Origin of the sequence: Rhizobium sp. Rhizsp42 (assembly GCF_047304155.1) — a bacterium.
Taxonomy (GTDB): domain Bacteria; phylum Pseudomonadota; class Alphaproteobacteria; order Rhizobiales; family Rhizobiaceae; genus Rhizobium.
Genome location: NZ_JBGLYS010000006.1, coordinates 9935 through 35423, shown reverse-complemented (window position 1 = coordinate 35423; position 25489 = coordinate 9935). Strand labels below are relative to the sequence as shown.

Below are 25489 nucleotides of genomic sequence, written 5' to 3'. Positions count from 1 at the left end.
GAAATTGTTAATTCTCTGCTCACTACGGTTGCGAAAGCCGACATTGGGAGTCGGTTTTTGAGGCTGACTGACAAAGCTGACATGCCGGGCGAATAGGGCACCCGGCCAAACGAAAACGATCTGTCGTGGAGGAAACCCCATGAACGAACGCTACGTTCGCCCCGCCCCTGACCGCATCGAAAAGGTGCGGGGTAGGAATGCCAAGCCGAAATACGGCTCGATGTTGATGGAGTTGGAACAACGCATCGCATTCGACGCTGCCGGCGCGGCGACCGTGGAAAAATCCCAGGAAAAAGCTCACCAGGATCAAGGGGATCACGGCTCCGCCGAGACCTCGCAGCACGACGGCGCCAGCGATGGCCATGATGCGCTGGTCGCTGCACTTGCCGAACACCAGGCCGCCTCGGCAGCACCCGAGACATCAGCCGTCGCACAGCCGCGTCAGGTGGTGGTGATCGATTCCTCCGTGCCCGATTACCAGGCGCTGGTCAAAGACCTGGGCGACAATTTCAAGATCATCGTGGTCGATCCGAACGAGAACGGTGTTCACGAACTCGCCGAGACGCTTTCGTCCATGCACGATGTCGAGGCGATCCACATCATCTCGCACGGCAAGGAAGGCTTCCTGCAACTCGGTTCCGCGTCGCTGACGGCAACGACGATGGCGACCGACTACGCCGCCGACCTGACGTCGATACGCGGCTCCTTGACCGACAATGCCGATATTCTCGTTTATGGCTGCAATTTCGCTGAGGGCGAAACGGGCACGAATGCCGTCAAGATGCTCGGCTACCTCACCGGCGCCGACGTCGCTGCCTCAACCGACCCGACCGGAAGTGCTGCCCTCGGCGGCAATTGGGATCTCGAATATCACGATGGCGATATCGCCTCCGACCTGATCGGCACAGACAAGAGCCATGCGGATTACGCCGATACGCTGAACATCGCCTCGTCGAACGGCAATGGGGCGCTACTGGTCTCGGCCGGGCGCTCGATCTACAGCGTCGACGTGCTGACCGGCAAGGCGACGATGATTACGACGGTGCCGGGAAGCGTCGGCGGCATCACCATGTCGGACACCATCAACTCGCTGGCGGCCGATCAGTCAAATGGCCTGATCTACTACACCGATAGCAACGCCGTTTCAGGCAACAGGGCTCTGTTTGCCTATGACTACATCAACAACACCCATATCCTGGTCGATTCCGATCTGACCACGGGTGCCGCGACCAATATTGTTACGGGCACGACCGGCGTCGGCGGCGGCGCCGCGACATTCTACAACGGCGGCCTCTATCTCGGCGTCGAGAACGTTTCCGGCAGCAACGACCAGATTTACCGCATCACCTTCACCAACAACGGCCGCACCATGGCCGGCGCGACGGCATTCGGCGCACAGATCACGGCTGCGAACGACTGGGGCGACTTCGCCATAGATGCGACCAACAACACGCTGCTTAGCATCACCACGCTTGGCATTACCCGCTACAATCTGACGACCGGCGCGATTATCGACAGCATCACCAATGCCACGGGCGGCACAGGTGCGCAAGGTGGCGGCGATATCAACGGCAACACCTATCTGATCGGCACCGATATCCGCCAGATCAATCCGGTCACGGGCGCCGCCATCGGATCGGCTGTCACGATCACGACCAACGGCACGACCGCGCTCACCGGCATTTCCGACGCCGCGCGCTGGACGCCGCCGACGGGAACGATCGGCGATAAGATCTTCGCCGACAACGATAAAAGCGGCACCTTCAACACCGGCGATGGCGGCATCGGCGGTGTCACGGTGCAGCTGATCGATGATGTCAACGGCGACGGCCTTGTCAGCACCGGCGAACGCATTCTGGCGACGGATACGACCGACGCCAACGGCAACTATCTCTTCACCGGCGTTCTCCCCGGCCAGTACATCGTGCGCGTCACCGACGCGAACGGTGTACTTGGTACGGCGACGCTTACCACCGGAAGCACGACCCAGCAGCTCGCTCTCGCCACGATCGGCGCCGCCAACCTCGCGGCCGACTTCGGCTATTATGCCCAGGCCCCCATCGTCGATCTCAATTCCGGCACGACGCCAACGCAGATCATCACCAATGGCGGCACGCCGGGCTCGACAGGCTGGACGGTCGGCGGCACGGGCGCCCAGGCCAATGGCGGCTTTGCCTGGACGCTGAACGGCGGAACCGGCACTCTCACACAAGCGAACGTGTCAGGCTGGACTGACGGTCTTGCGCCATCTGGTGCAGCGCAGCTGACGTTCGATGTGGGCTGGAGCAACGATCTGTTGCTCGGCATCTCAAACGACAACAACACGCCGGCGACCGTGGATGTCACCATCGGCGGCGTGCTCTATGCACGCATCACCACGGGTACACTGAACGGTACGCCGAACACTGCAACGATCACCTATTTCAACGGTGCGACCGGATCACCGTCCACGGTCGCCGCATCCGCCGCCGGCACCACGGCCTGGGGTCGCACCGCCGTCACCATCAACCTGCCCTCGACGGTGGTCGCCACGGGCGACCTCGTCTTCAGCTATTCCGCAGCCGGCGGCCTTCTGACGCCGAGCACGGATGATATCTTCATCGACAATGTCAGCGCCTTCCGCAATGTCGATACGGTTGCCGGCGTCAACTATACGACGACTTACACGGAAAACGGCGCCGGCGTGTCGATCGGCAGCGCCGCGACGGATGTGCGCGATCTCGACAGCACCAACATGCGCTCCGCCACCATCGTGCTGACCAACGCGCAGGCCGGCGATGTGCTGACCGTTGGCACCTTGCCGAGCGGCATCACTGGATCGGTCGACACGTCCGTTGCCGGGCAGGTCACCGTCACGCTGACGGGCTCGGCCACCAAGGCGAGCTATGCCACGGCGATCAAGGCCATCACCTTCTCCAACACCGGCGACAATCCAAGCACGACGCCGCGCGTCGTCAACGTCACCGTAAATGACGGCGGCCTGTCGTCGGCCGTCGCCACCTCGACCATCTCGGTCGTCGCCGTCAACGATGCGCCGGTCAATAATTTGCCCGCCAGCTGGACGACCAACGAAGACACCAGCTTGGCGCTGTCGGGCCTTTCGGTCACCGATCTCGACGCCGGCACCGGCTCGATGACGGTCACGCTGAGCGTCGCTTCAGGCACGATCACGGCAACAGCTGGTGGCAGCGTCGGCGTGTCGGGGTCCGGAACCGGCACCGTCGTGCTGACCGGCACGCTCGCCAATATCAATGCCTATCTCGCGTCTGCTTCAGCCCCAATCTACGTCCCCGTCGCCGATGCCAACGGCACCGTCATGCTGACCATGACGACCAACGACAACGGCAACACCGGCACGGGCGGCGCGCTCACGGATGTCGATACGCGCAACATCATCATCAACCCGGTCAACGACGCGCCCGTGCTCGATCTCGATGGCTCGACGACTGGAACCGGCTATTCGGTCGGTTACACGGAAAACGGCACCGGCGTCGCGATCTCGAATACCAACAGCAGCGTCATCGACGTCGACAATACCAACATGGCCTCGGCCGCGATCGTGATCACAAACGGCCAGGCCGGCGACCTGCTTACGGTCACCGGCACCCTGCCGGCGGGCATCGCCGCCAGCTACAACGCCACCACCTTCACCCTGACGCTGACGGGCTCGGCCACCAAGGCCAATTACGAGGCCGCACTGCGCCAGGTGCTCTACACCTCGAGCTCCGACAACCCGACGCTGAACGGCGCCGCCGCATCGCGCAACATCAGCGTCACCGTCAATGACGGCGCCGCCAATTCCAACACGGCCGTCACCGCCGTTGCGATCACCGCCGTCAACGACGCGCCTGTTAATACGCTGCCCGTGAGCTGGACGACAAACGAGGACACCAGCGTCGCGCTGACAGGCCTGTCGATCACCGATCCGGATGCCGGCACAGGCTCGATGACCGTCCGGCTGCAGGTGCCGACAGGCGTCTTGACCGCTACGGCCGGCGGCTCCGTCACCGTCTCAGGTTCTGGCACCGGCACGCTGGTGCTGACCGGCACGCTTGCCAATCTCAACGCCTACCTGGCATCGAGCGCGGCTCCCGTCTACGTGCCGGTGGCCGATGCGAATGGCAGCGTCACGGTGACGATGACGACGAACGACCTCGGCAATTTCGGCACCGGCGGCCCGCTGACCGATACCGATACCGCCGTGATCAACATAACCCCCGTCAACGATCCGCCGATCCTCGATCTGGACGCATCGGGCGCCGGCACCGGCTTTACCACGACCTACACCGAAAACGACCCCGGCGTTGCGATTGCCGATACCGATGGCGTGATCACCGACATCGACAGCGCCAACATGGCCTCGCTGTCGGCGGTCATCACCAATGGTCAGGCGGGCGACCTTCTGGCTGTCGCCGGCACGCTGCCCTCAGGCATCACCGCGAGCTACAATTCCACGACCTTCACCCTGACGCTTACGGGTTCGGCCCCGCGCGCGAGCTATGAGACCGCGCTGCAGCAGATCCGCTTCCTGTCGAGTTCGGAAAACCCATCCACCACGCCGCGCAGCATCAACGTCACGGTCAACGACGGCGCCGCCAATTCGAATGTCGCGGTCGCGACCGTCAACGTCATCGCCGTCAACGACGCGCCGGTGAATACGGTGCCGACGTCAGTCACGCTGAGCGAGGACGTGCAGACGGCGATCTCCGGCATTTCCGTCAGTGACGTCGACAGCGGCTCCGTCACGGTCACGCTGTCGGTCGCGAACGGCACGCTGTCGCCTTCGGTGATAGCGGGAACCGTCACCGGCAACGGCACGGCCTCGGTCACCGTCTCGGGCACGCTTGCGCAGGTCAACAGCGTGCTCGCTTCGCTGCGCTACACCGGCCGCGCCGATTACAATGGCTCGGATACGCTCGTCGTCTCCACGTCGGACGGTTCGCTGACGGACGCGGACAACGTCGCGATCACGGTCACCCCGGTTGCCGACATTACGCCGGATACGGTGGCGACGGCCGAAGACACGGCAATCACCTTCAACGTCATCACCGGCACCAATGGCGCCACGCCCGATACTTTCAAGGATCCCGGCCGCGCCGTCACGTCGGTCACGCAGCCGCCCACCGGGCAGGGCAGCGTCACCTTCGCCGCCGACGGAACGCTGGTCTATACGCCATCCGCGAACTTCAACGGGCAGACCACCTTCACCTATACTGTCACCGCGGGCGGGGTCACTGAGACGGCCACCGTCACGGTCAATGTCAGCGCTGTCAACGATGCGCCGGTCAACAGCCTGCCGGCATCCGGCTGGAGCACCAGCGAGGACACGTCCATCGCGCTCTCCGGGCTGTCGATTTCCGACGTCGATGCCGGCACCGGCACGATGACGGTGACGCTTGCTGTCTCCGGCGGCACGGTTTCGGCGATCTCGGGCGCCGGTGTCACCATTTCCGGATCGGGATCGGCGTCGCTGACCTTGTCGGGCACGCTTTCGGCGATCAACGCCTATCTGGCGTCGGCCGCCGCTCCGCAATTCAACCCGGCCGCCAATGCCAGCGGTTCGGTGACGCTGACGATGACGACCAACGATGGCGGCAATACCGGCTCCGGCGGTGCGCTTACCGATATCGACACGCGCACCATCACCATCGATCCCGTCAACGACGCGCCCGTCAACACGCTGCCGGCGGGCGGCTGGTCGGTCAACGAGGATACGGCGCTCGCGCTGACCGGGCTTGCGATCTCGGATGTCGATGCCGGTAGCGGCACGATGACCGTCGTGCTCGGCGTCAATTCCGGACAGCTGACCGCCGTGTCCGGATCGGGTGTCACGATCAGCGGCTCCGGCACCGCGTCGCTGACGCTGTCAGGCACGCTCGCCAGCATCAATGCCTACCTCGCCAGCACCGCGCGGCCGGTCTACACGCCCGTGGCCGATTTCAACGGCGCGGTGACGCTGACGATGACGACGAACGACGGCGGCAACACCGGGTCGGGCGGCGCGCTGACCGACGTGGATACGGCAACCATCACCGTCATCGCCGTCAACGACGCGCCGACGCTCGATCTCGACACATCCGCAGCCGGCACCGGCTACGCGACCAGCTACACGGAAAACGCCGCCGGCGTTGCCATCGTCAACACCGGCGTTCTCGTCGCCGACGTCGACAACACCAACATGGCATCGGCGACGATCGTGATCTCCAACGGGCAGGCGGGCGATGTGCTGTCGGTCACCGGCACGCTGCCATCTGGCATCACCGCCAGCTACAACGCCTCGACCTACACGCTAACCTTGACCGGCTCGGCAACAAAGGCCGCCTACCAAACGGCGCTCGGCCAGATCCGCTATGCGTCTACTTCCGACGATCCGGGTGCGGTCACCCGCTCGATCAACGTCACCGTATCCGACGGTGCGGCGGCGTCCAACACGGCTGTTGCGACGGTCGCGGTCACGCCCGTCAACGACCCACCCGTCAACACGCTGCCTGCGGGCGGCTGGACGATGAACGAGGACGGTACGCTGTCGCTGACCGGCCTCTCCGTGGCTGATCCCGATATCGGCTCGGGCACGGCGACCGTGACGCTGTCGGTCGGCTCCGGTGTGCTGACGGCCGCAAACGGCCCGGGCGTGACCGTCACCGGCTCGGGTACCGCAACGATCACCTTGTCTGGTACGCTCACGAGCATCAACGCCTATCTGGCAAGCACCGCTCGGCCGAACTATGCGCCGGTCGCCGATTTCAACGGAAGCGTCACGCTGACGATGACCAGCAGCGACGGCCAGCTGACCGACACCGACACGCAGACAATCGCGATAACCGCGGTCGCGGATATCGCCAACGATACAGCCACGACCAACGAGGACACGGCGGTCGTCATCGCCGTCGATGCGAACGACAGCTTCGAGAACGCCGGCCACACGATCACCGCGATCAACGGCTCGGCCATCGTTGCCAACGGCGTCGTCAACGTCACCAGCGGCACGGTCCGCCTCAACGCCGATGGCACGCTGACCTTCACGCCATCCGCCAACGTCAATGGCAGCACCAGCTTCACCTACACGGTCACCTCGGGTGGCGTGACCGAGACCGCGACCGTCAACGTGACCATCGTGCCGGTCAACGATGCGCCGGTGAATACCGTTCCGGGCGCCCAAACCGTTGCCGAGGATACGCCGCTGGCGGTTTCAGGCGTATCGGTCGCCGATGTCGATGGCGACGTGCTGACGACGACGGTCACCGTCACCAACGGCATCGCCAACGTGACGACGGGAACCGGTGCGACGATCGCCAACAACGGCACGTCATCGGTCCGGCTGTCCGGCACGGCCGCGCAGATCAACGCGGCGCTGGCGGGCCTCACCTACACGGCCACCGCCGACTATAACGGCGCGGCGCAGTTGACCGTCGTCACGACGGATGGCTCTTTGACCGACACCGATACGGTGGCGATAACAATCACGCCGGTCGCCGATATTGTCGCCGACAACCTGACGACCAATGAAGACACGGCCATCACCTTCAACGCCATCACCGGCACGAACGGCGCCTCGGCCGACAATTTCGAGAATGCGGGCAGGGCGATCACATCGGTCACGCAGCCCCCGGCCGGCCAGGGCACCGTCACCTTCGCCGCCGATGGCACGATCACCTACACGCCGGCAGCCAATTTCAACGGCACGACGAGCTTCACCTATACGGTCACATCAGGCGGCGTGACGGAGACCGCAACAGTCACCATCGTGGTCAACCCGGTCAACGACGCGCCCGTCAACACCGTGCCGACAGCACAGACGACGGCAGAAGACACCTCCATCGTCTTCTCGTCCTCCGCCGGCAATGCGATCGTCGTCTCCGATGTCGACAATGGAACGCTGACGGTCACCGTCACCGTCACCAACGGCTCCTTCTCGCTTTCAGGCACATCCGGCCTGTCCTTCAGCGCGGGCGACGGCACGGCCGATCAGACGATGACCTTCACCGGCACCACGGCGGCGATCAATACGGCGCTCGCGGGCGCAAGCTATGCGCCGGTTGCTGATTATAACGGCTCGGCTCAGATTTCGGTCCAGACCTCCGACGGTTCGCTCAGCGCCACCAGCACCATCCCGGTGACCATCACCCCGGTCGCCGACATCGCCAATGATTCCGTGTCGACGGATGAAGACGTGCCTGCCGTCATCTCGGTGCTCGCCAATGACAGCTTCGAGAACCCGGGTCGGGCGATCACCGCCGTCAACGGCACCGCGATCACCGCAGGCGGCGCGGCTGTCACCGTTGCCAACGGTACGGTGCGGTTGAATGCCTCCAGCCAGCTGATCTTCACGCCGACGCTCGACTACAATGGCGTGACGACCTTCACCTACACCGTCACCTCGGGCGGAGTGACTGAGACCGCGCAGGTCAGTGTCGCCGTCGCTTCGGTGAACACGCCACCCGTCAATACGCTGCCGCCTTCCTTCACCGCGATCGAGGATACGTCTCTCGGCCTCGCCGGCCTGCAGATCAGCGATCAGGACGCCGGCTCCGGCACGATGACGGTGACGCTGTCGGTCAATTCCGGTGTGCTCTCGGCGCTTGGCGCCGGCGGTGTCTCGGTGAGCGGCTCCGGTTCCCAGGCACTGACGCTGTCCGGCACTCTGACTGACATCAACGCCTATCTCGCTGGAGCAACGCGCCCGAGCTTTACACCATCAGCCAATTCCACCGCCAGCGTCACGCTGACGATGACCACCAACGACAACGGCAATACCGGCGGCCCGTCGCTCGTCGATATCGACACGGCAACGATCGCGATTACATCAGTCAACGACGCGCCAGCCGGCACGGACAATACCGTCACGATCAACGAGGACAGCGTCTACACCTTCTCGGCCGCGAGCTTCGGCTTTACCGATCCCAACGACAGCCCGGCCAACAGCCTTGCCGCCGTCGTCATCACCACCTTGCCGACCAACGGCGTACTCTCCCTCGGCGGCACCGCCGTCACGGCCGGCCAGGTGATCTCCGCCGCCAATCTCGGCAACCTCACCTTCACACCGGCAGCCAATGCCAACGGGACCGCGCTCGCCTCCTTCACCTTCCAGGTCCGCGACAACGGCGGCACGGCGAATGGCGGCCAGGATACCGACCAGAGCCCGAACAGCTTCACCTTCAATGTCACGGCCGTCAACGACGCGCCGGTCAACACGCTGCCGGCGAGCTTCGGCACCAACGAGGATACGGCGCTGTCGCTCGCCGGCCTGCAGGTCGCTGATGTCGATGCCGGCTCCGGCTCGATCACCGTGACGCTCCGCGTCAATTCCGGCACGCTCGCCGCCACCGGCGGCTCCGGCGTCACGGTCAGCGGCTCCGGATCGGGCACGCTGGTGCTGACCGGCACACTTTCCAACATCAACGGCTTCCTTGCCGCAGCTGGCACCCGGCCGGTGTTCAACCCCGCCGCCAACGCCAATGGCGCGGTAACGCTGACGATGGTGACCAACGACAATGGCAATACCGGCAGCGGCGGCGCCTTATCCGATACCGATACGGCGACAATCACCGTGGCCCCGGTCAATGATGCGCCTGTCGGTTCCGATACAGCGATCACGACCAACGAGGACACGGCCTTCTCCGGCACGCTGCCTGTTGCGACCGATGTCGATGGTGACAGCCTGACCTATGGCGCCGGATCGATCGCCCCATCGCACGGCACCGTCGTGGTCAATCCCAACGGCACCTACACCTACACCCCATCCGCCAATTTCAACGGCACCGACAGTTTCACTTACAGCGTCAGCGACGGCACGGTTACGGTGCAATATCTGGTCAGCGTCACCGTCAATTCGGTCAATGACGCGCCTGTTGGCGTCAACGATACCGCCCAGACCAATGCCGGCGTCAGCACGAGCCTCAACGTGCTCGCCAACGACACCGACGTCGACGGCGACGTGCTGCAGGTCTCGGCCATTAACGGCGTCGCCGGCAATGTCGGGCTTGCCATTACAGGTTCGAACGGCGGCACTTTCACGATCGGCGCCAATGGCGCGGCGGTGTTCAATCCGGGCACGACCTTCACCGATCTTCCGGCCGGCCAGAGCCGCACCTCCAGCGTCACCTACCAGCTGTCCGACGGCCATGGCGGCTTCTCGACGGCGACTGTCACGGTGACGGTCACTGGCGTCAACGATGCGCCAATCTCGACGCCGATCGCCAACCAGACCGGCAACGATGCGGAGACGGTGACGCTCAATGTCGGCGGCAATTTCAGCGATCCCGATACCGGCGACACGCTGACCTTCACCGCGACCGGCCTTCCTCCGGGCCTGACGATCAACGCCACCACCGGTGTCATCTCCGGCACCATCAACCGCAGCGCCAGCGTCAACGGTCCCTATGCCGTCACGGTGACGGCAACCGACAGCAGCGGGGCGACAGCGAACCGCAGCTTCACCTGGGCCGTTCTCAACCCGCCTCCGGTGGCCGCCGCCGACAATCTGGCGACGAACGAGAACTCTCCGCTCTCAGGCTCAGTCTTCGCCAACAATGGCAACGGTGTCGATTCCGATCCCGATGGCGACCCGATTTCCGTCTCCGCGGTCGGCGGCAGCGGCGCCGGTGTCGGCCAGGCCGTGGCCGGCTCGAACGGCGGGACGTTCACGATCAACGCCGATGGCACCTACGCCTTCAACCCCGGCACCGCCTTCGACGATCTCGCTGCCGGCGCAACGCGTGTCACCACCGTGACCTACACGATCACCGACGGTCAGGGCGGCTTCTCGACGGCAACCGTGACCGTCACGGTCACCGGCCTGAACGATGCGCCGGTCGCGGTGGCCGACAGCTTCACCACCAACGAGGACACCTCCGTCACCTTCGACGTGCGCTCTAATGACAGCGATGTCGACGGCGGTACGTTGAGCGTCACGGCGATCAATGGCACCGCCATCATTACCGGCGGCTCGGTTGCCGTCACCGGCGGCGTGGTCACGCTCAATGCGGATGGCCGACTGACCTTCACGCCCACGGCCGATTACAACGGCAGGCCGACCTTCACCTACACGATTTCCGACGGCCAGGGCGGCACGGCGAGCGCGACCGTCACCGGCACCGTCAATCCGGTGCAGGACCCGCCGGTTGCCGCCAACGACAGCTTCACCACCAACGAGGATACGGCGGTCACCTTCGATGTGCGCGCCAACGACAGCGACGTCGATGGCGACGCGCTTGCCGTGATCCAGATCAACGGCTCGAACATCGCGTCCGGCGGCTCGGTCGCCGTCACCGGCGGCAGCATTCGGCTGAACGCCGATGGCACGCTGACCTTTACGCCATCGGCCAACTACAACGGCAATCCGAGCTTCAGCTACACCATCTCTGACGGCCACGGCGGCACAGCGACGGCAACCGTCAACGGTACCGTCAACCCCGTCCAGGATCCGCCCGTCGCGCAGAACGACAGCTTCACGACGCCGGAGGACCAAGCCGTCACCATCGCCGTTCTTACCAATGACAGCGATCCGGATGGCGACGCGCTGACGATCACGCAGATCAACGGCACCGGCATCACCGTCGGTAATGCCGTGACGATCACTGGCGGCAGCGTCACGCTGAACGCCAACGGCACGCTGACCTTCACGCCGACGGCGAATTTCAACGGCAGCCCGAGCTTCACCTACACGGTCTCCGACGGCAATGGCGGCACCGCGACGGCAACCGTCAGCGGTACGGTAACGCCGGTCAACGATATACCCGTCGCTGTCGCCGACAGCTTTACGACGGCAGAGGATACGGCCGTCACCTTCGATGTGCTTGGCAATGACAGCGATGTCGATGGCGACACGCTCACCGTGACCGCCATCAATGGCGCCAATATCGCGACCGGTGGGGTGGTAACCGTTACCGGCGGCACGGTGCGGCTGAACGCCAACGGCACGCTGACCTTCACGCCGACAGCGAATTTCAACGGCAGCCCGAGCTTCACCTACACCATCTCCGACGGCAATGGCGGCACCGCGACGGCTACCGTCAGCGGCAGCGTGACGCCGGTGAACGACGCGCCGGTTGCCGTCAACGACAGCTTCACCACGCTTGAAGATACAGCCGTGACCTTCGATGTCCGCGGCAACGACAGCGACGTGGATGGCGATGCGCTCAATGTGACCGCGATCAACGGCACCGCGATTGCGTCCGGCGGGTCCGTGGCGATCACCGGCGGCAGCGTCAGGCTCAATGCGAATGGCACGCTGACCTTTACGCCGGCTGCCAACTACAACGGCACCCCATCCTTCACCTACACCATTTCAGACGGCAATGGCGGCACCGCGACGGCCACCGTCAGCGGGACCGTCACGCCGGTCAACGACGCGCCCGTCGCCTCTGATACCACCGTCTCCGTAGATGAAGATGGCGTTATCTCGAGCACCCTGCCCACCGCGACCGATGTGGACGGCGATGCGATCACCTATGCCGCCGGCAGCACGACGCCGGCCCACGGCACCGTTGTCGTCAATCCAAATGGCACATACAGCTATACGCCATCGGCCAATTTCAACGGGACCGACCGGTTCACCTATGTCGTCAGCGATGGCAAGGGTGGCAGCAACGAGTATACGGTCACGGTCAATGTCGCGAGCGTCAACGATGTGCCGGTCGGTACTCCGCTTCCGGCCCGCTCGGGCGCCGATGGCGCAGCCGTCACCTTCGATGTCTCCGGCTTCTTTACGGATGCCGACAACGACACGCTGACCTATTCCGCAAGCGGCCTGCCGGTCGGCCTGTCCATCAACGCGGCCGGCGTGGTGACCGGAACGATCGATCGCCAGGCGAGCGTCGGCGGACCAACGGGCAATGGCGTCTACACGGTGACCATCAGCGTCAATGACGGCCATGGTGGCACGGCCAGCCAGAGCTTCTCCTTCTCGGTCAGCAACCCGCCGCCGGTCGCCGTCAACGATGCGGTCACCGCGACGGAGGATACGCCGCTCACCTTCAACGTGCTCGACGGCTCGGCGAGCGGCGGCGTGCCGGATAGCGATCCCGATGGAGATCCGCTGACGGTCACGGCGGCCAGCGCCGCCAACGGCACGGTGACGCTTGGCTCCGGCGGCCAGATCACCTATCAGCCGAACGCCAACTTCAACGGCACCGATACGATCACCTACACGATCTCCGACGGAAACGGCGGAACGGCGACCGCGACGGTCACCGTCACCGTGCTCGCGGTCAACGACGCACCCGTCGGCCAGCCAATCGCCGACCGCACGAGGAACGACGGCGATACGGACAGCCTCAATATCTCCGCCTTCTTCTCGGATGCCGATGGCGATCCGCTGACGTATGCCGCGAGCGGCCTGCCTGCGGGGCTCACCATCGATCCGGCCACCGGCCTGGTCTCCGGCCGCATCGCGCCGGAAGCTTCGGGTCCGACAGGCGAGGCTGTCTATACGGTGACGGTGACGGCATCGGACGGCAAGGGCGGCACGACCTCGGTCACCTTCCACTACACCATCCTCAACCTGCCGCCGATCGCGCGCGACGATTTCGCGACCACCAACGAGGACACGCCCGTCGATATCGACGTGCTCGCCAATGATGGCGATCCGGATGGCGACAATGACGAGGTCATCCGCGTCAACAATGTGGTGCTGCAGCTGAACGGCCCGGCAGTCGCGACGACGAACGGCACGGTTCAACTGGTCGCCGGCCCGACCGATCGGCCGGTGCTGCGCTTCACGCCGAACGCGAACTATAACGGTCAGGAAAGCTTCAGCTACTCGATCGACGACGGCAATGGCGGCGTCGATACCGCGACGGTGACGATCACGATCATCCCGCAGAACGACGCGCCCGAGGGGACCAAGCCGATACCGGATCGCGTGCGGGCCGATGGGCAGCAGCTGATCTATCGCGTCTCGGATTTCTTCGACGATCCAGATGGCGATACGCTGAACTACACGATCACGGGGCTGCCGGCCGGTCTGAGCTTCGACGCGGCAACCGGTCTCATCTTCGGCACGATCGACCATGACGCCAGCCAGGGCGGCGCCGCGGGCTTCTACCAGATCACGGTCACGGCGCATGACGGGCCAAATGGCACTGGCGCGTCCGTGTCCCAGACCTTCGAGCTCCAGGTGACCAATCCGGGCCCGACTGCTGTCAACGACAATCTCGCGATCAACGAGGATCAGTCCGCGACGTTCAACGTCATCACCGGCGCGGGAACGGCAAGCGGCACCGCCGGAGCGGACACCGATCCGGATGGCGATACATTGAGCCTGATTGCCGCCTCCGCCGGGCACGGGACGCTGACCTTTGCGGCGAACGGTTCGATCACCTATGTCCCGGCTGCCGATTTCAACGGCACCGACACGATCATCTACACCATCTCCGATGGGCAGGGCGGCGTTTCGACGGCGACTGTTACTATCACGATCAATGCCGTCAACGACGCGCCCGATGTCAGCGGCCCGCTTCCGGCTCAGATGGACAGCGACGGCCAGACCGTCTCCTTTGATGCCGGCATCTATTTCTCCGATCGCGATGGCGATACGCTGAGCTATGCCGCGACCGATCTCCCGCCCGGCCTGCAGATCGACGCCGCGACCGGCGTGATCTCGGGGTCACTTCCAAACAACGCGTCGCGCCCCGAGCCCTATGTTGCAACGATCAACGTAGCGGACGGGCAGGGCGGCACGATCTCGCGCACGATCACCTGGATAATCAGCAACTTCCCGCCCAAGGCGTTCAGCGATTCTCTGTCGGTCGGGCAAAACGCCAGCGGTGGCGGCAATGCGCTGACCAATGATACCGACCCCGATGGCGACGCCCTGACCATCGACCGGATCAACGGCCAGGCGGCAAGCGTCGGCCAGGCGGTCGCCGGTTCGAACGGCGGTACCTTCATTGTCAGCGCCACGGGGGTCTATACCTTCAATCCGGGCACGGATTTCGCCGATCTTGGCGCCGGCGAGACCCGCACGACGTCGGTCACCTACCGCGTGACGGATGCCGATGGCGAAAGCGATACGGCGACGATCACCGTCACGGTCACCGGCGTGAACGACAATCCGACGGCAACGCCCATTCCCGCGGTGACACTCGCTGATGGCCAGTCGCTCGATGGAAAGCCGATCGACGTCAGCGATTTCTTCAGCGACGTCGATGGCGATACGCTGACCTTTACGGCATCCGGCCTGCCGGCAGGCCTGTCGATGGACGCGAATGGCGTTATCACCGGCACGATCGCCGCCGACGCATCAAAGGGCGGCCCGATCTATACGGTGGCAGTGGTGGCGAACGATGGCCAGGGCGGCACGTTCAGGACAACCTTCAACCTCACCGTCACTAATCCGGCTCCGACCGCCGTCAACGATACGGCGACCACCACCGAGGACGTGCCCCTTCTCAACATCAACGTGCTTGGAAACGATACCGACCCTGATGGCGACGTGCTGACGATCGATCCCGATTTCCCGCCGCAGGCCGGCCACGGCACGGTGACCGTCAACAGCGACGGAACGTTGAACTATACGCCCGCAAAAGATTTCAACGGCATCGACACGGTGGTCTACCGCGTGACCGACGGCCAGGGAGGCCTCAGCACCGGCGTGCTGACGATCACGGTGGGCGCCCAGAATGACGCGCCGATCGAAACTCCGATCGCCGACATGGAGCGCAATGACGGCGACACGATCAGCTTCGACATTTCGAGCTATTTCGCCGATCCCGAGGGCGGGGTGCTGACATATGACGTTCAAGGCTTGCCACCAGGCCTTACCTTCGATCCCGAAACCGGCATCATCAGCGGCCGGATCAGCGCCGGCGCATCCGGCCCCATGGGCCTCTCCAATTACGTGGTCAAGGTCATCGCTACCGACGACGGCGGCCTCACCGCCGAATCCGATTTCACCTATGTCATCCGCAACATCGCGCCCGACGCGATGAACGACACGGCAAGGACGCAGGAGGACCAGCCTGTCGATATCGATGTGCTCGCCAACGATGTCGATACCGACGGCGATGCCAAGAGCATCGTTCTCGTCAACGGCGTCAACCTGAGTGTCGATGGCGCGGCCGTGCCGATCTCCAACGGCTCGGTGCAGCTCGTGCTTGTTAACGGCGCGCAGGTGCTGCGCTTCACGCCTGCCGCCAACTACGCTGGAACCGCTTCCTTCACCTACACGATCAACGATGGCAATGGCGGCAGCGACACGGCGACGGTGACGGTCACGGTCGATCCCGTCAACGATGCGCCCGTGGCGACCCCGATCCCCGATCGCGCGCAGGCCGATGGCTCTGCCGTCAGCTTCGATGTCAGAGGCTTCTTCAGCGATGTCGATGGCGACACGCTGGCGATCTCTGTCAACGGCCTGCCGCCCGGCCTCGGCTTCGACCCCGCGACCGGTCTCATCAGCGGCACGCTGGATGCCAATGCATCGGCCGGCAGCCCATACACTGTCGTGGTATCCGCCGACGATGGCCATGGCGGCCAGGTCTCGACGCAGTTCGTCTTCTCCGTCAGCAACCCGGCGCCGATCGCCGCCAATGACGCGGTCGCGACCAATGAAGATACAGCCGTTACCTTCAACCCGATTACCGGCGTCGGCACGGCCGGCGGTGGTGTGGATGTCGATCCCGACGGTGATCCGCTGACGATCGTTGCGATCGACGGCCAGCCGATTGCCACCAATGGCACGGTTGCCGTTGCGGGCGGCATCATCCGTCTCAACGGCGATGGATCGCTGACCTTCACGCCAACGGCCGATTTCAACGGCACGGTCCCTCTGACCTACCGCATCAGTGACGGCAATGGCGGATTTGCGGAAGCATCGATCGTCATTACCGTCGCGGCGGTCAACGATGTCGGCGTCGTCGATCTCAACGGCGCCGGCGCCGGCGTCGATCTCACCGTCTCGTTCAACGAGGGCGATGCACCGGTCGCGATCGCCAGCGGCGATGCAACCGTGTTCGATGTCGAGAACGGCATCACGTCGCTGAACGTCGCGCTTGGCGGCTTTGCCAATGCCGGCTCCGAGATCATCCACCTGAACGGCTCCGTCGATATCGTCTACGGTACGGCCAACACCGGCACGATCATCTTCGGCGGCACGACCTTCCGCTTCAGCTATGACGGCGCTAATGCGCTCTCCATCACCAATGCGGCCGGCGGCACGATGGGCAACGCGGCGACGAGCGCCCTGCTGCGCGCCATTCAATATGAAAACAGAAGCGACAACCCGACTACGGGCGACCGCACCGTCTCGATCACGGTGACCGACGATGGCGGCGCGACCTCGGCCGCGGCGGTCGCGACGATCTCGATCGGTGCCGTCAACGACGCGCCTGTCGCCGTCGATGACACGGCGACCACGGATGAAGACACCGCCATTGTCGGCGCCGTGCCCGGTGTGCTGGGCAACGATACCGACGCTGACGGCGACGCGCTCGTCGTCTCGGCCGTCGGTACCGGCGCGCCCGGCGCGGCGGTCGCCGGCTCGACGGGCGGCAGCTTCGTGATCAACACCGACGGCAGCTATCGCTTCGATCCCGGCGCCGATTTCCAGAGCCTCAAGGCCGGCGAAACACGGGTTACCTCGGTGACGTACGCGGTATCGGACGGCCATGGCGGCACGGCGGACGCCACGCTGTCGGTCACCGTCGTCGGCGTCAACGACGCGCCGATCGGAAGTGACGGGAACTTCCAGACCGCCGAGGATACGGTTGCGACCGGCTCCCTGCCCATCGCGACAGATCCCGATGGCGATGCGCTGACCTATGCCATCGCCACGCCGCCCGCCAATGGCGTCGTCACGATCAGCGCCGACGGCAGCTATCGTTACACGCCGCCAGCCAATTTCAACGGCAGCGACAGCTTCATCTATAGCGTTTCCGATGGTCGCTCGACGGTCACCTACACCATGACTGTCACCGTCACGCCGGTCGATGACGCACCCGTGGGTACGCCGATCGCCAACCAGGCCTATCAGGATGCGCAGACCATCAGCTTCGATGTCTCGGGCAACTTCAGTGATATCGATACGCCCAGCCTGACCTTCACCGCGACGGGCCTGCCGACAGGTCTCTCGATCTCGTCGCAGGGCGTCATCACCGGGACGGTCGACCGCGACGCGTCGCAGCTCAATGGCGGCGCTTACTTGGTCACGGTATTTGCCAGCGACGGCACGAGCTCGGCGAACCAGACCTTCATCATCGCGGTCACCAACCCGGCGCCCATCGCCCGCGACGACGCCGCCAGCACCGGCGAGAACACTGATAACGCCGGCTCGGTCTTCGCCGACAATGGCAATGGCGCGGACAGCGATCCGGATGGCGACACGATCGTGGTCAGCGCCGTCAACGGCGTTGCCGGAAATGTTGGTGCGTCGATCGCAGGCTCGGCGGGCGGGCGGTTCGTGATCGGCACCGATGGCAGCTACACATTCGTGCCGGGCACCGACTTCGACAATCTGAAGGCCGGCGAACAACGCACCACCAGCATCACTTACACCATCTCCGACGGCCAGGGCGGTACTTCGACCGCGACCTTCACGGTGACGGTATCGGGCGCCAACGATCTCCCCGTCGGTTCCGACGTCGCGGTCACGACGCCCGAGGACACGGCCCTCAGCGGCCGGTTGCCGGCGGCGACCGATGTCGATGGCGATCCGCTGACCTATGGCGTCGGCAGCCAGCCGGCGCATGGCAGCGTCACGATCGACCCGACCGGCGCCTACGTCTACACGCCGGCCGCGGACTTCAACGGCGCCGACAGCTTCACCTATACGATCTCGGATGGCACCGCCGTCGTCACGCATACGGTGACCGTGACAGTCAACCCGGTCAACGATGCGCCGGTTCTGCAGGATGTCGCGGTGTCGATGAATGAAGACGGCACGGCGACGGGCCAGATCGTTGCAACCGATATCGATGACGCGCCGGCGACGCTGGTCTATGGTCTTCAGACCGCAGCCGCGAGCGGGACCGCTGTCGTCAACCCCGACGGCACCTACAGCTACACCCCCAATCCAAACTTCAACGGCACAGACAGCTTTGTCGTGGTCGTCACGGACTCGAGCGGCGCCACCGCCACGGCAACGATTACGATCACGGTCGGCGCGGTCAACGATCCGCCTGTTGCCGTCGATGATGCCGCCGCGACCACCGAGAACACCGCGATTTCAGGCAATGTGATCGTCGGCGGGCCGGGTGCAGACAGCGATCCGGATGGCGACACGCTGACCGTTGTCGGCGTCGGTGCGGCCACCGGCAATGTCGGGGTCGCAACCCCCGGCCAGGGCGGCGGGAGCTTCCTGATCGCCGCCGACGGCTCCTATACGTTCGACCCAGGCACGGACCTCGACGGCCTTGCCGCCGGTGCGACCGCGACGACATCGGTGAGCTACACGATCTCCGATGGCCATGGCGGCACCTCCACCGCGACGCTGACGGTTACCGTCACCGGCCTCAACGACGCGCCGAATGCGCCGGCCTTGCCACCACAGGCAAGCCTCGATGGTGCCGTGATCGTGCTGCCTGTTGGTGCTCAGTTCACCGATGTCGATGGCGATCCGCTGACCTTCGATATCACCGGCCTGCCGCCGGGTCTCGTCTACAACACCCAGACCGGCGAAATCACCGGCAACATCCTCCCGAACGCCTCCGGCGCGACCGGCAGCGCGGTCTACAACGTCACGATCACGGCGAGAGACGGCCTCGGCGGCGAAGCCGTTCGCAGCTTCGCCTGGACGGTGACCAACCCGGTGCCGGATGCGGTCAACGATGCCTTCACGATGAACGAAGGCGGCCAGTTGAGCGGTTCGGTTCTCGTCGCCAACGGCAATGGCCCCGACACCGATCCCGATAATGATCCGCTCACTGTTTCCCTGGTGACGAATGCCGCGCATGGCGCTCTCGTACTCAATGCCGATGGCACCTTCACCTACACGCCGACCGCAGGGTTCAACGGCACCGACAGTTTCGTCTATCGCATCGATGACGGAAATGGCGGTACCGACACGGCGACGGTGACGATCACCATCAATCCGGTCAATGATGCGCCTGTTGTTGTCAACGACAACTTCACCGTCGCCGAGGACGGCCAGGTGGTCATTCCGGTCCTAGCGAACGACAGCGATCCCGATGGCGATACGCTGACGATAACGGAGATCAACGGTCAGTCGATCGGTGTCGGTGGCAGCGTTGCGCTCGCGTCAGGAACGGTAACCCTGAATTCCGATGGTACGCTGACTTTCGCGGCGGCGCCCGATTTCGCTGGCAATGCCAGCTTCACCTACACGGTCTCCGACGGAACCCTGAGCGTGCAAGGCACGGTCAGCGGCACGGTGACAGGCGTCAACGACGCGCCTGTTAACAGCCTGCCGCCGACCTTCAACGGCACCGAGGATACGGCGCTGCCGCTTGCCGGCCTGTCGATCTCTGATGTCGATGCCGGATCGGGCACCATGACGGTGACGCTCTCGGTCGATGCCGGCACGCTGACGGCTACCGCCGGCGGCAATGTGGCCGTGACCGGCAACGGTTCGGGCGCGATCACGCTCACCGGCACGCTCGGCGATATCAACGCCTACCTCGCCGGTGCATCGGCCCCGGTCTATCATCCGCTCCTGAATTCGAATGCGCCGGTGACGTTGACCATGGTCACCAGCGACGGCGGCAATAGCGGCGCCGGCGGCGTCCAGACCGATACAGACCGGGCAACGATCATTCTCGCGCCAGTCAATGATGCGCCTGTCGCGACCGGCTCGATGATCCAGACGCGCGAAGATGTGCCGGTGTCGGGCGTGGTGGCCGCCACCGATCCGGATGGCGACCCGCTGACCTACGCGGTGGCAACTGGCCCGCGCAACGGCGCCGTCGTCATCGATGCAGCGGGCCGCTACCTCTACTCGCCCAACACCGATTTCAACGGCACCGACAGTTTCGACATCAGCGTCAGCGACGGACAGGGCGGTGTCACGACCGTCACGATCGCGGTGACCGTAACGCCTGTTAACGACGCGCCCGTCGGTTCGGATGCGACGGCGACGGTGGCCGAGGACCAGACGCTGAACGGACAGCTGCCTGTTGCGACCGACGTGGACAGCCCCAGTCTGACCTACGGGCTTGGCGGGCAGGCGGCGCACGGCACGGTGACGGTCAACTCCGACGGCACCTACAGCTACGTGCCGGCCGCAAATTATAATGGTCCCGACAGCTTCACCTACACCGTCTCCGACGGCCAGGCGACGTCGACCTACACGATCTCGATCACCGTGACCGCGGTCAACGATGCGCCTATGAGCTCGGGAACCTCGATCTCCACCGAGGAGGACGAAACGGTCACCGGTCAGCTGCCGCCGGCCACCGACGCCGACGGCGACCCGATCACCTACGGGCTCGCCGCCCAGGCCTCCAATGGCACCGTGGTCATCAACTCCGACGGCAGCTACAGCTATACGCCGACACCCGGCTATAACGGCTCCGATAGCTTCAGCTTCAGCGTCTCGGATGGCAGGGATTCCACGACCTACGTGGTCAATGTCACCGTAGGCGCGGTCAACGATCCGCCGAGCGGCTCCAACGCCGCGATCACCGTTGCCGAAGACGGTCTGGCCAGCGGAACGCTGCCGCTCGCGACTGATCCGGACGGTGACGCGATCACCTATGGGTTGGGTGCGCCAGCCGCGCACGGCACGGTCACCGTCAATACCGACGGCACCTACACCTATCGGCCGAACGCCAACTACAACGGCACCGACAGCTTCACCTACACCGTCTCCGACGGCATCGATCAATCGACCTACACGGTCTCGATCACCGTGACGCCGGTCAACGACGCACCGGTCGGATCGAACACCGCGATCACCGTCTCCGAGGACGTGCCCTTCGACGGTGTGTTGCCGGCCGCCAGCGATGTGGACGGCGATCCGGTTCGCTATGTCGTCGGCACGCAGCCCATGCATGGCTCGGTGACCGTCAATCCCGACGGAACCTACCGATACGTGCCGGCAGCCGATTATAACGGCGCCGACAGCTTCACCTATCAGGTGACCGATGGCCAGGCGGTCTCGACCTACACGGTCGCGATCACGGTGACTGCGGTCAACGACGCGCCGGTTGGCAGCAACGTTTCGATCTCTGTCGATGAAGACGGCTCCGCGTCGGGAACGCTGCCGCGCGCCGTCGATGTCGATGGCGATCCGCTGACCTATCTGCTGCAGAACGGTCCGAGCCACGGCGTGGCCACCGTGCAGTCCGACGGCCGCTACACCTACGTCCCCGCCGCCAATTTCTCTGGGACTGATACTTTCACCTACGCGGTGTCCGATGGCACTGTGCTGTCCGTCTACACCGTGACGGTGAATGTCGGTGCCGAAAACGATGCGCCGACGGGCTCGGATCTGGCAATCAGCATCTCCGAGGATACGAGCTTTACCGGCTCGCTTCCATCAGCCTCCGACGCGGATGGCGACACCATCGTCTACGGCCTTGGCACGCCGGCCGCCCATGGTGCCGTCACGGTCAATCCCGACGGCACCTTCAGCTACGTGCCGCAGGCGAATTATGCCGGGCCGGACCAGTTCACCTACACCTTGTTCGATGGAACCGTGACGGTGACCTATACCGTGACAATCGACGTCCAGGGTGTGAACGACGCGCCGGTCGGCGCCGACACGGCCATCTCGCTTGCCGAGGATACGGCCTTCTCAGGCCAGCTTCCGCCGGCCGTCGATCCCGATGGCGATGCGGTCACCTACGCTCTCGCCGGCGCGGCAAGCCACGGGACCGTCAGCATCAATGCCAACGGGACCTACAGCTACACCCCCGACAACAACTTCAACGGCACCGACAGCTTCAGCTATTCCGTCAGCGACGGAACAGCGACCAACGTCTACCGCGTCTCGGTGACCGTCAGCGCCGTCAACGATGCGCCGATCGGCTCCGATACGTCGATCTCGGCGCAGCAGGGCACGATCGCGACTGGCAATCTGCCGCCGGCTTACGATATCGAGGGAAGCCCGGTCGCCTATGGACTGGGCGCGCAGGCCGCGCACGGCACCGTGGTGATCGGAGCAAACGGCAGCTACTCCTACCAGCCCAACAGCGGCTTCAGTGGAAACGATCAGTTCACCTACACCGTCTCCGACGGAACGGCGGTGTCGATCTACACCGTCACCGTCTCCGTCGGCGCCGTCAACAGCGCGCCCGCCGGCCAGGACACGACGCTGACCGTTTCCGAGGATACGCCGTTTACCGGCCAGTTGCCGGCCGCGACCGACGCGGATGGCGACGCGCTGACCTACGGCCTTGCCGCGGGACCGGCGCATGGTGTTGTGACCGTTTCGGCGAACGGGCAATATTCCTTCACGCCAGATCGCAATTTCAACGGCACCGATCAGTTCAGCTACTCGGTCAGCGATGGCCGGGCGACGGTGGTCTACCGCGTGTTCGTTACGGTCACGCCAGTCAACGACGCACCGGTCGGATCGGATACCGCCATCTCGCTCGCCGAGGACACGAGCTTCACCGGACGGTTGCCGACGGCCTCCGATGCCGATGGCGATGCCATCACCTATGGCCTGGCGACTGCTGCCGGTCACGGCACGGTCAGCATCAATGCCGATGGGACCTACAGCTACACACCCAACGGTAATTTCAACGGCACCGACAGCTTCAGCTACTCGGTGAGCGACGGCACGGTCACCAACGTCTATCGCGTCACCGTCACCGTCACCGCCGTCAACGATGCGCCTGTCGGGTCGGATACGTCGATCTCGGTGCAGGAGGGAACGGTCACGACCGGCACCCTGCCGCCGGCCTTTGATGTCGAGGGCGCGCCGGTCACCTATGGTCTCGGCGCCAATCCCGTCCACGGCACGGTCACGATCGACCCGAACGGCAACTACAGCTACGAGCCCGACGCTGGCTTCAGCGGCAGCGATCAGTTCACCTATACGGTGTCCGATGGCACGGCGACGTCGGTTTATACCGTGACGGTCTCCGTCGGCGCGGTGAATGGCGCACCCGTCGGCAGTGACACGACGCTGACCATTGCCGAGGATACGACGTTTACCGGCAGGCTCCCCGTCGCCACCGATCCCGATGGCGATCCGCTGAGCTACGCGGTTGCCGCCGGGCCCGCCCACGGCGTCGTCACGATTGCCGCGGACGGTCGCTATGTCTTCACGCCGAACGGCAATTTCAACGGCACGGACCAGTTCAGCTACTCCGTGAGCGATGGTCGGGCGACCGTCGTCTACCGCGTGTTCGTCACGGTCACCCCGGTCAACGACGCGCCGGTCGGGTCCGGCACGGCGATCGCGGTCGGACGCGACCAGACCGTCACGGGCACCTTGCCGCCGGCCTTCGATGTCGAGGGATCGCCGATCACCTACCAGCTCGGATCGGCCGCAGCCCACGGCGTCGTCGCCGTCAACCCGGATGGCAGCTACAGCTACACGCCGGCGGCCGGCTATGAAGGTGGCGACAGCTTCACCTTCACGGTCTCCGACGGCGACGCGACATCGACCTACACGGTCACCATTGCCGTTGGCGCTGCAGTGCCGCCCACGGAGCCGCCGACCGAGCCGCCGGAAACACCGCTAGGCGAACGTCCGCCGCTCGAAAGGGATCCGCCGGTCGTGTTCCCGGTCGATCCGAACGATCCCGGCGCGCCTGACTTCGGCGACCGCCCGGAGGAGATTGGCGGGGCATCGAAGGAGATCATGGACGATCTCGGTGCGATATCGGATGATATCACGGTGGATGGCCCGATCGACGCCGTCGTCAACGCCGCGCAGCCTCTGAACGGCATCGGTTCGCTGCCGCGCCACGGCGCGGTGCTGCATGCCGTGCGCCAGATTTCCGAATGGATCGAAAGCGGGCGCCGTCTTGACGATATCCACATCGGCTTCTTCAAGGGAGGATCGAATATTCACATTGCCGGATCGGGTGACGACAGTACCTGGTTCACGGTCGATACGATCTTCAACGAGAACTTCCTCTACATCCTGCCTGCCTATGGCAGCCAGACGGACAAGACGACCTTCAGCGTGACGCTGTCCGACGGCCGCGCGCTGCCGGACTGGATGACGGTGACGCATGGTGGCATGATCATCGGCCGACCGCCCGTCGGCGCCGTCTCGATCGATATCCGCGTATGGGGCACCTCGCGCGACGGTACGGTGAGCGACACGCTGAGGATCGACCTGCAGACGGGAACGGTGCTCGACCATGTCAGGGACCGGCGCGCCGATCTCGGGCCAGGGGCGCTGTTCTCCAGCCAAATGTTGGCCGAGGCGAACATAAGCGGTGGGCAAGGCGACCGGCTCTGGAGCGCCCTGCGCGGGCAATGATACCGACTGCGGCGACGCTGCGCCGTGTCTTCAGGCGCTCTAGCGGCGGCAGGATGAGCTTGCCCGCGAGGCGAGAAGCTGCCGCTGCGGATTAAAGGGACGGAAAGAAAATTGATGTAGTTGGGTTCTCTGTTGTCCTGAGTTCCAGAC

At 64.6% G+C, this 25489-nt stretch carries 1 protein-coding gene; it reads left to right on the top strand.

The window, feature by feature from the left end; all coding sequences use genetic code 11:
- Window positions 1-139 precede the first annotated feature (139 nt).
- Complete coding sequence (locus ACCD05_RS08375) at window positions 140-25339, top strand: Ig-like domain-containing protein (protein WP_112988779.1); 25200 nt, start codon at window positions 140-142, stop codon at window positions 25337-25339.
- Window positions 25340-25489: the final 150 nt, after the last annotated feature.

Excerpts from the sequence above, each read along its gene's own strand:
- ACCD05_RS08375 (WP_112988779.1), top strand. The coding sequence starts at position 140 with ATGAACGAACGCTACGTTCGCCCCGCCCCTGACCGCATCGAAAAGGTG.